General features: G+C 61.7%; 13 protein-coding genes and 1 pseudogene. 1 reads left to right on the forward strand and 13 read right to left on the reverse strand.

Annotated elements, in window-relative coordinates:
- From P3W85_RS14445 to P3W85_RS14500, 12 genes and pseudogenes are all read right to left on the reverse strand, one after another.
- A partial coding sequence (locus P3W85_RS14445) for a phosphoadenosine phosphosulfate reductase family protein (protein WP_276265285.1) occupies positions 1–338 on the reverse strand: 338 nt, incomplete at its 3' end.
- A gap of 1,227 nt (positions 339–1,565) precedes the next feature.
- The gene (locus P3W85_RS14450) at positions 1,566–1,688 is read right to left on the reverse strand and encodes a hypothetical protein (protein ID WP_276265286.1); all 123 of its coding nucleotides are present in this window, start codon (positions 1,686–1,688) and stop codon (positions 1,566–1,568) included.
- Positions 1,689–1,845: 157 nt separating this feature from the next.
- A complete protein-coding gene (locus P3W85_RS14455; RefSeq protein ID WP_276265287.1) occupies positions 1,846–2,412 on the reverse strand; it encodes a phasin family protein in 567 nt (188 codons plus the stop codon).
- A 260-nt stretch (positions 2,413–2,672) separates the two neighbouring features.
- Positions 2,673–2,912, reverse strand: coding sequence for a hypothetical protein (locus P3W85_RS14460; RefSeq protein ID WP_276265288.1), 240 nt, complete (start codon positions 2,910–2,912; stop codon positions 2,673–2,675).
- A gap of 129 nt (positions 2,913–3,041) precedes the next feature.
- Complete coding sequence (locus P3W85_RS14465) at positions 3,042–3,527, reverse strand: CzcE family metal-binding protein (protein ID WP_276265289.1); 486 nt, start codon at positions 3,525–3,527, stop codon at positions 3,042–3,044.
- A 346-nt stretch (positions 3,528–3,873) separates the two neighbouring features.
- Positions 3,874–4,752 carry a class I SAM-dependent methyltransferase gene (locus P3W85_RS14470; RefSeq protein WP_276265290.1) on the reverse strand — a complete coding sequence of 293 codons (879 nt, stop codon included), beginning with the start codon at positions 4,750–4,752 and terminating at the stop codon, positions 3,874–3,876.
- Positions 4,753–4,925: 173 nt separating this feature from the next.
- Positions 4,926–5,324: a hypothetical protein gene (locus tag P3W85_RS14475; protein WP_276265291.1), complete on the reverse strand. Its 399-nt coding sequence runs from the start codon at positions 5,322–5,324 to the stop codon at positions 4,926–4,928.
- Between the two features lie 821 nt (positions 5,325–6,145).
- A complete protein-coding gene (locus P3W85_RS14480) occupies positions 6,146–6,340 on the reverse strand; it encodes a heavy-metal-associated domain-containing protein (protein ID WP_276265292.1) in 195 nt (64 codons plus the stop codon).
- A gap of 276 nt (positions 6,341–6,616) precedes the next feature.
- A pseudogene (locus P3W85_RS14485) lies at positions 6,617–6,866 on the reverse strand (MerR family DNA-binding transcriptional regulator).
- Between the two features lie 67 nt (positions 6,867–6,933).
- Positions 6,934–7,197, reverse strand: a complete 264-nt coding sequence (locus P3W85_RS14490) for a glutaredoxin family protein (protein WP_276265293.1) — start codon at positions 7,195–7,197, stop codon at positions 6,934–6,936.
- Positions 7,187–9,760, reverse strand: a complete 2,574-nt coding sequence (locus P3W85_RS14495) for a heavy metal translocating P-type ATPase (protein WP_276265294.1) — start codon at positions 9,758–9,760, stop codon at positions 7,187–7,189. The genes P3W85_RS14490 and P3W85_RS14495 overlap by 11 nt, the downstream gene beginning before the upstream one ends.
- Positions 9,761–10,300: 540 nt before the next feature.
- Entirely contained in the window at positions 10,301–12,832 is a 2,532-nt protein-coding gene (locus tag P3W85_RS14500) for a heavy metal translocating P-type ATPase (RefSeq protein WP_430869546.1), read from the reverse strand.
- 11 nt (positions 12,833–12,843) lie between these two features.
- On the opposite strand from P3W85_RS14500, the gene P3W85_RS14505 reads away from it, so the two are divergent.
- Complete coding sequence (locus tag P3W85_RS14505) at positions 12,844–13,200, forward strand: hypothetical protein (RefSeq protein WP_276265295.1); 357 nt, start codon at positions 12,844–12,846, stop codon at positions 13,198–13,200.
- Here P3W85_RS14505 and copD read toward each other — a convergent pair.
- The gene (gene copD, locus P3W85_RS14510; protein WP_276265296.1) at positions 13,189–14,106 is read right to left on the reverse strand and encodes a copper homeostasis membrane protein CopD; all 918 of its coding nucleotides are present in this window, start codon (positions 14,104–14,106) and stop codon (positions 13,189–13,191) included. The genes P3W85_RS14505 and copD overlap by 12 nt on opposite strands.
- Positions 14,107–14,108 lie beyond the last annotated feature (2 nt).

Raw genomic sequence — 14,108 nt, forward strand, 5'->3', positions numbered from 1 at the left:
CGCCCTGGTTCCCAGGCGCACCAGAAGGGTTCATGAACGCTGGACGCATTGCGTAGGTTGATCGGCAGACAGATCCACCATGGGCGGATGTCGTCACGGTTGAACATTTCCGTGACGTGCTCGATGGTGGTTCGATACTGCCCTTCCAAGTCGACAAACAGAGCATGAATGGGCAGGCGCCCCATTTCTCGAGCGACTTCGAGCGCCAAGTGCAATGTGACGGAACTATCCTTGCCTCCGGAAAACGCCACGCAGATCTGTTCGAAGTGCTCGAAGATCAGCCGTATCCGGGATTTGGCGGCTTCATAGACATTGATGTCGTAATACTGCTTCGTCACTATCACCCCGTACGTCGCATCGACCCGAGTCGAGGCGACCAATGTAAGCGGGCGCTCGAATGCGGCACGGCCCGGACAGGTTCTTCAACTCCTGACGCAATAATAACGGAACGTTACTCGTATTACAAACGCTTACAAAATCTTTGTGTTCCTGGTTTGATGGCCATGGGTGGGCTGCCAACAATCGAAGGTCATGCTGACGCATAGGCGTGTTATTCTGCAAGGAGGTGGCGATTGAGGCATATGTACCGATACTTTCGAGAAGGCGGACGCAGTTATGGCGGTGCATGCATGAACCAATACCCATCCAAGGGCACTCGCTCAGACAATGGTAAGCGGCTACTTGGCGTATCACGCGCTTGCAATGAACTCTCGGGCGCCCGTGGCATTTCGCTATCGCGTCACCAATCTTTGCCGGCGCTCGCTGCGGCGATGCAGCCAGAAAGATGCCATGACGCGGGCGCCGATGGCCTGACTCGCCGATGACTGGCTCCTGAAACCTCGAGCCTTCATCCATGGCCCGGCGACAGATTCACCGTCGAACATCCAAGGTGGGAGCCCGGTGCCTGAATTGGGCACGCCGGGATCTGTGCGAGGGGTGTCAAGTAATGGGCATTCCTACCGCGATGAACCGGACTATCCAACGCATTACCGCCTCTACGAGATGGTATTCGCTCCCAGGAAAGAGGGGCTGGGCCCAATGGACAGCTGAAAACTCATCGCTTGCGGTGCGACGACGCCCTGCGTCGTGCGTAGCGCGGATAGCGGGCGCCCAGCATGTCCGCTATCGCCTGTGGACGGCACCCGTCTTCTGGCGGGCACTCGAGCAGATGCGTATCCGCGCAGAAATGCAGGATCTCCTGCAGCAATCCTTCGCGGGGCGCGGGTGGGAAATCCAGATGTCGGGCCTTTGTCCGTTGGCGGTAGCCCGCATGCGAGCCACCTCAAGCCTAATCCACGCCGCTTGAGGTGCGGCAGGTCAATACATTCTGTCTAGGTGTGCCGACCAGCGTGGCGGCGAGGGCCTTGGCTTGAAGCTGCAGGGACTTCGTGTTTGTCATCTCGGGAGATATCCTCAGTCGGCTAGTTGACTGACATCTCCGAGTATCACCTGCGATGCGGCCGCTGCAAGCCGATGCCACCTCCGGCAGGGTTGGAGGAATTTCATCTCTTCCCATTCGGGGATGGCTTTTCGCAGGGGTCCGGCACGGACACTGCGGCGTGTTCTCATTCGCCCTCATTGGAGGGCACAACAGCGGCTCCATAATCCGTTGCCACCGGTCTTCGCTCCTTTCTGCAGGTGCGCTGTTCAAGGACCGACTCGAAATGGTCCTGCACCACGATGATCATTGCGATGTCCTCCAATGCGCAGGTCTGCGTGTTGGGCAGCAACCAAGTTGCGAACGCGCGAGACGTCCCCGCCCCGCGGCCGGCCAACAGCATGTCTCAAGTCTCTTATTCTTCCGCAACACGCAATGATATACGGAACTGCGAATTCCGTAGCGAGTTACGCCTTAGCTACCCGGGACGTCTGCGTCGTACGATGCCGCACGGCCCCGGTCGCCGCATCTGCAGCGGTATCGAAACCGTTCTCGGCAACCTGTACCGCTTGCTTGGTCGTCGACTGCACGGTTTCGTACAACGTAGTGGTTGCTTTGATAGTGGTTTGCACGGCAGTGAACACCGCCTCGGAGCCCGCAGGCCCTGCGTTTCCAACGCTTTCCACTAGGCTCTGGACTCCACGCTTGTTGGCCTCGTAGTGGGCTTCGGCGAGCTTGTCGAACTCGGCCCTTGTCGACGCCGCGATCTCGAGAAAATGGCGGCGATATGACAAGGACCTTTCAGCTACGGGTTGCAGTAGCTCGATGTGCAGTGCCATCAACTCCTGTGGGTCTTTGACCGACAAGGCCCGCTTCATGCCTTCCCGTGTCTCTGCTAACGTGGACCTCATGGTTTGGAGATTCAACTCAAGCAGTCTCTCAAAGCCATCGAAGGCCTTGCTCGTCAGACTAACCAAGGTTTCGAAACTTGCCTTTTGCGCTTCCACGATTTTCTCTGGGGAAAACTGATTCATCTTTCATCTCCTTAGAACCTGTTTCAAAAAGAGAAGCTGGGCATTGCTAACTTGAAGGCGAACCTGTTAACCCCGTCCGTTGTGGCGACAGGAGAGACGGGATGGCAAGCCTATCATCGACGACGAACTGTGGGCACTGATCGAACCGACGCCAGAGGCACGCCGATCGCGGTCATCCTGACCGGGGCGAACCGTAACGACACTGCCTCATTTGCTGGCGCACCCTTCAGCGCGAGGAGCCTTCATTGTGAAATGAGTTCTTAGGCGCCGTCGCTGAAGGTATCCCGAGAGCCCGCGGCGTGGTTACCACCATCCGTGAACGGATCACGGGTGCCCATCGCGTGACCACCGTCGGTGAACGGGTCTCGCGTGCCCATCGTGTGCCCCCCAACGGTAAAGGGATCGCGCGGCGAACTGACGCCAGCATTCGCGATGCCCGCGACGCCGCCAAGGGTCGCCACGATCAGTGCCACCAGAGCAGTTTTCTTCAACGTACGCATTTTATTACTCCTTGTTTCGATAGTGGCTCAGTGAGCCTGCACTTGCAGTGTAGAAAGATGTACACCACCAGGGCCTGACGATAGAATTACAAATGTGTCATGTTGGTACTCCTGGCGATCTGGCCTTGATTAGCCAGCCGTATAGAGTTTGCTGCGCTCGATATAGACGCGCACGCCTTGAGCGTTGGGCATAGCCGGGAACAGGACGCCAAGATCCACGGATTTGCCGTGAATGAATTCGGCGAATGTCCAGGTGGCCTCCTGCGCGCCGCTGCGGAAGGTCACCGTGTCGCCCGAAGCCACATTGACATACTTCAGGCCGGGGGCGAGCGTCACCGCGCGCGCGGCCGTGTTCGCCGGCGCCAGGCTACCGAAGAGCGCCGCTTGCGGCCCCAATGTCGTAACGGACTGCGCCGCGGTCATCGTGGGCGCGGCGCCGGGAACGGTGCGGGGTGCCGGCGTGCCGGCTGATTCGGCGGCTTGCCGCCGCACGTGATCCGCCCAGTTGTCCCCGGCATTGGTTCTGGTCTGGTCCGTGCTCCACGCAGGGGAACTCAGAAGGATGGAAAGGGCCGACAGCGCCGTCGCGGTAGAGACGGTCTTCCTGGTGTTCATGATGCGCTCCTTAACGTTTCGAGGCGTAACCTCTTAAGTGTCATGATAGGGAGCCAACACTCACGCGGACGTTACCCGGGAATGACATCCACGTAAGCTCCCCCGCATCCTCCGTCTCCGCAGAAACGGGTACGTCGGCAGGATCAAGGTCAAGAAACTCGGTTGCCAGATGACGAGGGCGTTGGCCCGCCTGCGACGCTGCCGTGATGGCAACCCGTATCAACTCAAGGCAGTGCGCCCGCTCTCGCGCCACAGACGTGTGCCAGGCGATCGATTGAAACGCGGCCTGCGGAGTCCTCGTCGTTGACGCCAAGCTCCACAGCCCACGCGTGGTATTGCGTTCCCGCTACGAAGTCCAGCCCTTCTTCTTGGCCACCAGCAACAGCGAGCCGCCTGCCGAGAAGCGCAAGCCGGCGCGTACCAGGTTGTGCTCGAGGGTGCAAACACCCCCTAGCACGCTGTTCATGGTCGACCCAATGCGAAACCCGTCGTCCATGGCATCGCTGGGCGGCTTGGCGCGCTGCCACACCCGGGAGATGGCCATCGCGGGCAGCAGCAGCGTCATGAAGGAGGTGACGTCCACAATTTCGAACCCGGCCGCCTCCACTTTCTTCATCAGTTCTTGGCGGGTATAGCGCCGCTTGTGCTTGGCCGCATCGTCCATATGGCTCCACAGCGACGGATGCTGGGGTACTGTCAATACGATCCCGCCATCGTTCCTGCACGCACGATACATCTCGGCCAAGACCTGGGCATCTTCCTCGACGTGTTCGATGACGTCAAACGCCCCCAGGACGTCGAAGGCGCCGCTATAGGGAATTGCACGGGCATCCATCTGCAACAACAGCGCTTTGCATTTGCGTTGCCCCGTCTTCAGCGCGCGCATCGATGCCTCGCCGCCCACCAGGCGAGCATGCGGAAACCGGGCCTGGACCGCCCGCAGGTTCTCTGCGGTCCCGCAACCGACGTCCATGAATGAGCGCAGGTTCGGAAAGTAGCGCTGCAGCGCATCCAGGATCAGTTTGCGGCGATAGACGAACCAGAAGTGCGTCGCTTCTAGCTTCTCGTATTCGACAAAGAGCGGCTCGTGAAAGCCATCATGGTCAACCATCATGGTGGGTGCCAGACAGAGCATGCCGGCAAGAACACGGGGCTGCCAACCGCACGCGGTGCACGCCCACACGTCAATCTTGAGCGGGGCCTTACATTGATTACAGATGCGCATCGCTGTCTCCAATATCGTGCGAGCGCGACTGTCAGATCGCACGCCGCACCATAGTTACCCTGCATTGCCATCGTGCATGGACGAGCAGGCAGGTGTGTTTCGCCTTCAGTCACAGGCCGAAGGACGATATCTACGAACGTGGGAGGTAGCCGCCCCAAACTGCGTGGGCGGCGTCAGAGATGGCGGGAAGGCGGGCGCAGCAACGTCTCGGGCGTTGTGCTGGCAAATATCGAGAGGAGCGATGCAGGCAGCATGTCGTTCGTTGATAACGCTTGCGTTGCCGAGAAGACAAAGATGGCTGGTGCCAAGGCCGCCGAGCAGGCAGAACAAGCATAGCAATCGCGCGCCTTGCCGCGTTCCTCGGTTGCCGGACAGTGATGCGACTTCGTATCGCAGTGTGCGTCAGTCTCGTCGGCGCTCGCCTTGCCAGCGGCGTGGATGGTGGTGAGCGTTGCGAAGAGAGCAGAGCCCTGCCGCAGCACGGTCAGTTCGTCGCACGAAAGGGTAGCCACCGCGCCAACGTTCTGAATTGGCAATGCAAATACAACGAGCCAAAGCGACAGGTAGCGCAACAGTCTTCTCATCCGGCGGCATCAAGCATCAATTGATTGCGGAGTTTATAGAAGCCGCCTGTCAGTCGAATGACGGGGACATGACAGACTCGGCGACCCTCCCGAGTCGAAGCCGCCGCGGCTCAAGTCGCAGCAGTAGCGCTGTGACGGGTGCCGTGGACTCTTGCTAACCCACGGCGGCGTCACGGTAAGCATGAGAAGGAAGCCAAGAAGCGACGCATTGTGCGACGGAGGGCATGCGGATTTTGCCTGATTAGCATCACGCTGCGGCTATCTCGCGTCGGCGTGCCGGCGGGCAATCGACAGGCGCGTGCCGGTGTTCAGTGGCCGCGAGAACCGTAAGCGCCATTGTGGCGACGACGCTCTGATTAGATGACTGGCGCACCATGGTCGGATAATGGTCGCGCGTATGAAACGCGATACTCCGTGCCAGAATCGGTTGCCGCAAAGAGGACCGATGTGTGATCTCTGCTGCAACTATCAACGGTCCGGCACTGACTGCCAACTGCGGCGTCAGTGATCTACGTTGCGCTGCTGCCCGGCGGCACGGCTCCCCTTTGCGCTCAGCCCTAGTGGCCTAATCGGCCTCGCGCAAGTGGCTGAAAACCACCGAATGCGGCTGCAGCGCGGCCCTAAGTCCACCATGGCTAGCACCGCACTGCTGGCGTGATTGGCTGATCCGCAGCCTTGTCGGTGAAAGCGATCAGCAACTCTCCGCGAATGGCGGCGGTGCCGCAATGCCTTTCACCGCCACGCCGATCGCTAGAAGATGCTTGATGTGCATGAATATCCCTCTCCGATCATTCTGTCATCGCTTCGGGTCACTGCTTGTCCGGGTACCCGGCCTCGCTAAGAGCCGCGAGGAAAGCGCTCTCGTCCAAGGCGCTATCGACCCGAACTTCACGCGCGGGCGGGTCGGTTTCGATGCGGGCTTGCGGGTCGACGCTCAGCAGCGCCTTGGTGACGGACTTGGCGCAGCCGCCGCAGGTCATGTTTGGAATGTAGAAACGAAGCATCTTGATCTCCTGGTTGGTTACTGTGTCCGACTAATATGGGCTTTGACAGCGTGGTAATGTCAAACGCTTTTCAGCGATATTTCTTACTTCGACTTCAATGGCGAGATTCTGGCCCCCGCGTTTGAGCGAGCCCGAGAAGGGATGACCATCGGAGAACGTTGACCTCGATTGGATAAGAGCGAGGCTGAGAAAGCTGATGCGGGTTCACCTCGGTTCACGAATGAGTCACCGTGGCGGCGTGGCGAGGCGGGTGTGTCGACCCCAAACCGAGGCGTCCTAAAGGATCGGGCAATCCGGGCGGTCACTACCGTGGTAGCGATTGGCCAGGTGCTCGAGCGTTTGCGCCATCGCTTAAGCCAAGGTCGCGTGCGCGACGGATGAAGCGAAGGCTATGCACGTCCGGCGAGCTGTAATGTCGGTAGCCGGCATCAGAACGAATGGCTTTCGGAATCAAGCCAATCTGTTCGTAGTAGCGAATCATCTTCGCCGAGACGCCGGAGAACTTGGCTGCTTGACCGATATTCATCGTTCATTCCTCCTGGGGGACCAATCAGAACCCACCCGCAATCCGGGGGCTTGCCTACGCGCCGATGCTACCTTCTCACCCACCAAGGTGATCGGTGCGACACGCACCCGGTGCGCGCCTTGGCTTCCACCATGATCTCGGGGTCGGAGAGGTCGCGCTCTTCGAACGCGATCCCCTCTCTCGCGAGCCAAGCCTTCAGCGTCCGGCAGTCGGGGCAAGTCGGTGTCGTGTAGATGATGACTTGGGGATGAGATGCGCTAGCCATGACGGCCTCCTCCATCTTGTTTTGGTGTTCAGTCAGGCGGCGTTTCGGTCCGGGGTCAATGGTCATTCACCAGGCGTGACTGGGGCGATGCCGTCCCGCTCCCCGGCGTCTCGGTGCCGGTTTCGACCGTCATGGGTGCCCGCAAGCGCTTGAGCCGGAGCGCGTTGCCGAGCACGAAGACACTGGAGAACGCCATCGCGGCTGCGGCAAAGATCGGCGAAAGCAAGGTGCCGTTCACCGGGTAGAACGCGCCCGCCGCGACCGGGATCAGCACGGCGTTGTAGGCGAAGGCCCAGAACAGGTTCTGCTTGATGTTGCGGATCGTCGCCTGGCTGAGTGCGATGGCATTCGGCACGCCACGCAGGTCGCCCGACATCAGCACCACGTCAGCCGCCTCGATCGCCACATCAGTTCCCGTGCCGATGGCGAGCCCAACGTCCGCTTCGGCGAGCGCCGGCGCATCGTTGATGCCGTCGCCCACGAAGGCGACCCGCGTGCCATGGACCCGGAACTTCTTCAGCGCCGCGACCTTGCCGTCGGGCAAGACCTCGGCCGCGACCTCATCGATGCCAAGCTGCCTGGCGATCGCCGCGGCCGTCGCCGCATTGTCGCCGGTGATCATCGCGACCTTGAGTCCAAGCGCGTGCAGCGCCTTGATCGCCTCGGGCGTCGTTTCCTTGATCGGATCGGCGACCGCGATCACCGCCGCCAAGCGGCCGTCGATCGCCGCATAGAGCGGACTCTTGCCTTGCGCGCCGAGACGCTGGGCGGTCGGCAGCAAGCTCGCCACATCAAGACCGAGCTGCGTCATGAACCGGTCCGCGCCGACGGCGACGGTCCGACCGGCGACCTTGGCCGACACGCCGAAGCCCGGGGTTGCGTCGAAGCCCTCGATGGGTGCGAGCGTGATGTCCCGCTGCTTTGCGGCTACGACGATCGCTTCGGCGATCGGGTGCTCGGAACGGGTCTCAATCGCCGCAACGAGAGCGAGAACTTCGTTGTACTCGAAGCCCTCCGCGGGAACGAGGTCGGTCAGCTCGGGGCGTCCTTTGGTCAGCGTGCCGGTCTTGTCGAGAGCGATGACGCTCACATCGCGCAGCGCCTGCAAGGCTTCGCCCTTGCGGAAGAGAACGCCGAGCTCGGCCGCGCGGCCCGTACCGACCATGATCGAGGTCGGCGTGGCCAGCCCCATGGCGCACGGGCAGGCGATAATGAGAACCGCGACCGCATTGACAAGCGCGAAGGTCAGTGCCGGGGCCGGACCGAAGATCAGCCAGACCAGGAAGGTCAGCGCTGCCGCTGCCATCACCGCCGGGACGAACCACATGGTCACCTTGTCGACCAGCGCCTGGATCGGCAGCTTGGAACCCTGCGCTTCCTCGACCAGGCGAATGATCTGCGCGAGCACCGTATTCGCGCCGACCTGGGTGACGCGGAAACTGAAAGCGCCCGTCTTGTTGATCGTGCCGCCGACGACTTCGGCGCCCACCCCCTTAGCCACGGGCACCGGCTCGCCGGTGATCATGCTCTCGTCAACGTAAGAAGCACCCTCGATGACCTTGCCGTCGACCGGAATCTTCTCGCCCGGACGAACGAACACGACGTCACCGGTCGTCACCTGGTCGAGCGCAATCTCGAGCGTATCGCCGTTGCGCTCGACGCGCGCGGTCTTGGCCTGAAGTCCGACGAGCCGCTTGATCGCCTGCGAAGTGCGCCCCTTGGCGCGCGCCTCCAGCGTGCGTCCGAGCAGGATCAAGGTCACGATGACCGCGGCGGCTTCGAAATAGACGTTGGCGGTGCCCTGCGGCAGCACTTCGGGGACGAAGGTCGCGACCACCGAATAGCCGTAAGCCGCCGCCGTGCCGACCGAGACCAGCGAGTTCATGTCGGGGGTACCGCGCAGCAACGCCGGTACGCCCTTGCGGAAGAAGCGCAGACCCGGACCGAACAGGACCAGGGTGGCGAGCGCGAACTGCACAGTCCAGCTTGTCTGCTCACCCAGAACACCCATCACCCAATGATGCATGGCGGGAACAAGGTGCGAGCCCATCTCGAGGATGAAGACTGGCAGGGTGAGGATGGCTGCAATGAGCAAAGAGCGCCGCAGCGCCCGTGACTCGCTCTCACGACGCTCGGTGTCCCGATCGCCCACATTCGCCGATTCGGCGGACAAGCGGCGGGGCTTGTAACCCGCCTGTTCGACTGCCGCTTCAAGGTTGGCCGTGGAGACGACGCCGGCAAGGTGGCGCACCCGCGCGCGCTCGGTCGCCAGGTTGACATTGGCATCGAGCACGCCCGGGATTTGTGCGAGCGCCTTCTCAACCCGGCCCACACACGACGCGCAGGTCATGTCCTCGATCGCGAGCTCGGTGGTCTCTTCGCGGACGGCGTAGCCGGCGCTCTCGAGGGCGCGGACAGCCGCCTGCGCATCGGCCACGCGGGTGAAGGTGATGTCCGCGCGCTCAGTGGCTAGATTGACCGCGGCCATCTGCACGCCGGGGACCGCTTTCAGCGCGCGCTCGACACGGCCGACGCACGATGCACAGGTCATGCCTTCTATCGGGAGGCTCAGGCGTGTACCCAAGGACCTGGATGGATTGGCGCCTTGTTGGCGGGCAACGGAAGCCATTGAACTACCCCTTGAATGTCTGTGTTGAAGCAGAGCTTAGAGATTCCCACCATGGGAAGGTCAATGCCTGTGGGTGATTTCTTTCGCGAAGCGCAAGCTTGACGTGCCGTCGGCCCCGCAACGCCAAGGGGAGCCGCGAGGGGAGCGGGTAATCGAGGCGATCTCTCCAAAGTTCGATGGCCGAGGCTGCGAGGAAGTAGACGGCAATGAGATGGTATGCAGTGGCCAGCAGGGCGTCGACGAGTGGAAACTGAGTGATGATCCCGACAATGAACCATCCCGTGGGGACGGAGAGCATCAGCCAGCGATGGATTCTGGGCCGACCGCTCTCGCTACGCATGCCGCCCCAGACCAGGACGTAGCCCGTGATGCCGAGCAGGAGACCAAGGTGCGCCCATAGCCATTGAGGCAGTGCGGCCCGCTCGCCCAGGGAGGGCAGGGTGGCGCCAACAGCCAATGTGCTGATTCGGCTCCCTTGGCCTCAACTCGAAGGAGCATTGGATTGAGCACAGATGTAAATCGCAGAGTCCTGGGTGGTTACTACTTTGTTCCACGCAGCCGCAGCGCATTGAAGATCACCGAGGCCGAGCTCAAGCTCATCGCCAGCGCCGCGATCATGGGGGACAGCAGCCAGCCGGTGACCGGGTACAGGACTCCGGCAGCAATCGGTACACCAATACCGTTGTAGATGAAGGCGAACATCAGGTTCTGCCGCATGTTGCGCACCGTGTCAATGGAGACTTCGCGCGATGCCGCTATGCCGCGCAGGTCGCCCTTGATCAAGGTGACCTGGCCACTGTTCATCGCCACGTCAGTGCCGGTTCCCATCGCCACACCCACATCGGCCCTGGCCAGCGCGGGAGCATCGTTGATGCCGTCCCCTGCCATGGCGACCACATGGCCTTCTTTCTGCAGCCGCTCCACCAGTGCCAGTTTGTCGGCGGGCTTGACTTCGCCGTGCACTTCATCAATGCCTAGCTTGGCCCCCACGGCCTTGGCGGTGGTGAGTCCATCTCCGGTTGCCATCACGATACGCAGGCCGCTCGCGTGCAAGGTCCGGATGGCCTCGGGCGTGCTGGCCTTGATGGGATCGGTTACCGCCAGAATGCCTGCGAATTCGCCATCGACAGCCAGGTGCATGATGCTGGCACCTTCACCGCGCAGGCGCTCCCCGTCGGCTCGCAATGCCGACACAACCACGCCTTCCTGTTCCATCAGCGCTGTGTTGCCCAACGCCAGGCGCCGGCCCTCAACGGTGCCACGCACGCCAATACCACTTCCCGACTCGAAATCGACTGGCTTCGCCAGCTGCAGGCCCCTTGCGCGGGCCGCGTTGACAATGGCATCGGCCAGCGGGTGTTCACTGCCCTGGTCCAGGCTGGCCGCCAGCCGCAGCACTTCATCGGGAGTAAAGCCGGAGGTGGCAATGGCGGTGTCGAATGCAGGCTTGCCCTCCGTGAGGGTGCCGGTCTTGTCCACGATCAGGGTATCGACCTCGCGCATCCTTTCGATCGCGCTGGCATCGCGGAACAGAACGCCTTGTTTGGCGGCGCGGCCAGTGGACACCATCACCGACATGGGCGTCGCCAACCCCAGAGCACACGGACACGCGATGATCAGCACGGCCACCGCGTTGATCAGCCCGAACACCCAGCTCGGCTCCGGTCCGAACAGACCCCAGACCAGGAATGTGGCAATGGCGATCAGCACCACAACCATGACGAACTTGCCCGCCACCACGTCGGCCATGCGCTGCATGGGCGCCTTGGAGCGCTGGGCCGAGGCAACCATCTGCACAATCTGCGACAGCATGGTGGCCGCGCCGACTTTCTCGGACCGCATCACCAGAGCGCCGTTGGTGTTGAGTGTGGCACCGATCAGCTTGTCGCCGGCACGCTTGCTCACTGGCACCGGCTCTCCGGTGAGCATGGATTCGTCGACCGCGCTGCGCCCTTCGGTGACGACGCCATCGACCGGGACTTTCTCGCCAGGACGCACGCGCAGCAGGTCGCCGACATGCACATGAGTGAGCGGCACATCTTCCTCGCTGCCATCCGCGTTGATGCGTCGCGCGGTCTTCGGTGCCAAGCCCAACAGAGACTTGATGGCCGCGGAGGTCTGGGAGCGTGCTTTCAACTCGATGATCTGGCCCAGCATGGTCAAGGAAATGATGACCACCGCCGCCTCGAAATACACGGCCACGCGGCCCATCGATACGAACGAGTTGGGAAACACGCCCGGCGCAACCGTGGCGACGATGCTATAGACAAAGGCCGCAGCCGATCCCAGGCCGATCAGCGTCCACATGTTCGGGCTGCGGTGGGTGATCGATTGCCAGCCTCGCACGAAGAATGGCCAGCCGGTCCATAGCACCACGGGCAGGGACAGGACCAACTCAATCCAGGTCTGGGTCTGCATGCTGAACCAGCCCAGACGATGGCCAAACATGGCCAGGATGGCGACAACCAGCGTGAGCGGCAGCGTCCACCAAAAGCGCCGCTGAAAATCCTTCAACTCGCTGTTATCTTCCTCGTCCAGTGGAATGATCGGCTCCAGCGACATGCCGCACTTGGGGCAGCTACCCGGACGATCCTGCTGCACCTCGGGGTGCATGGGGCAGGTGTAGATCGTGCCAGCAGGCGTTTGCGCCGGCACGGCCGCGGATTCCGGCTGCGCGTGGTTCCCCGCATGGTGGGCATGATGACCGTGGTGATGTGCTCCGCCCGAGCCATGCTGGGCCTCACTTTCAGGCACCAGATGCATCTGGCACTTGGGGCAGCGGCCGGGGTGGTCCTGACGCACTTCAGGGTGCATGGGGCACACATAGAACGCGCCAGCGTGCGGCGCTTCGGCCTGCGCAACGCTCACTACATAGCGCGCGGGATCGGCAATGAACTTGTCTTGGCAGCGCGTACCGCAAAACCAGTAGTGCTTGCCGTCCTGGGTTTCGCGATGAGGCGATTCGGATGTCACGCTCATGCCGCATACAGGATCCTTGGGCTCTCCATCCAGCAATGCGGATTCTTTCTGGGTGCCCACTTGCTCTCCGTGGTGATGCAGTTGATGATTCATGGCTATGCCCTTTGCATTTGCGACGCCGTTTTGATTCTTCACCTTCCTACCGCGTCAATGTCAAGATTTTTCCGATGAGCCGTTTGCCATTGCCGTCACGATCGACAGCTGGCGCTCATGTTCATGGTCACGTCAACCGTGAGCGAGATCTTGGCCGGCTGGCCCGGCTGGCCGGCTGCGGACTTAATGGCGCTGGCGGGCTCGCATGGCCGTCCATGCTGCCTGCGGCCCAGACCAGCATCGGCGACAGGCCCAAAGCCAGCAGCAACGGCTTGATCGTCTTGATGGAGCCTCCTTGGCGGTTGCTTAAAAGATTGGCAGGCGCAGCCTTGCTGCGCGGTTCCGGAAAACAGTGGCTACATGCCTGAGGGGGATAGGATGCCGAGCGAGGCGACGAGAGCCAGAATAAGCGTTGCCGCACTGGTCTCGAACATCAGACTGCGGCGCAAGCTAAGAGCGGCGGCGGCATGATCGCCTGCCCGTACGGCATGCTCCAGGCGCGGGCTCAAATGAAAGCGGTTAGCCGCGGCAAGGGCGAGCATGGTAGCGAACAGCGCCAGCTTGGCCACCAGTAATCCGCCGTATGAGCGCAGTGACAACTCCGGCAAGACTGGACCGACAATCAACCAATAGTTCACGACGCCCGTGCTGACCAAGGTTGCGACGACGACCGTGCCCACCTGGGCGAAGCCGTTGGAGGTGCGGCTCAGTAACGCAACCTTGCCAGGCGTGGCGGACGGTTGGGACAACAGGACGAAGGCGAGCAGAGCGCCGACCCATGCACCGGCGGCCATCAGATGAGCGATATCCGAGCTCAGGTGAATGTAGCGTCGAATGCCATCATTCATGACGCCATGGCCGCCCCAGGCAAGGGTCGACAACGCGATGCCGCCCGCTGCAGCCAGAACGCCGAATTGAAGCCCTGGCCGCTTGCGGACAAACAACACGACCAGCACGCAAAGGAGCAGGGCAACGAGCCGCACGGCCCAGGCCGCGCCAAACGCGGTGCCCGTCACGATCATTTCGAAGACATGGCCTTGCAGTTCGGCGTAGGACGCGGCACCGGTCATGCCCTTGGCCATGATGGCAATATTGGCCATCGACAGGATGATGCCCAGGGTCGCAACCATCATGCCGATCGTCAAAAAGCGCGCACCAGTTGGCGACGCCATTTCATCACGGCGCAGTGCGTACAAGCCAAACAGCGGCAGACCAAACAGCGCGGTCAGATCGAAATAGAGTGCGAAACGCACTGCAACAGTTGCCCAGTCCATCG

The sequence above is a fragment of the Cupriavidus basilensis genome, assembly GCF_029335485.1.
Taxonomy (GTDB): Bacteria; Pseudomonadota; Gammaproteobacteria; order Burkholderiales; family Burkholderiaceae; genus Cupriavidus; species Cupriavidus basilensis_E.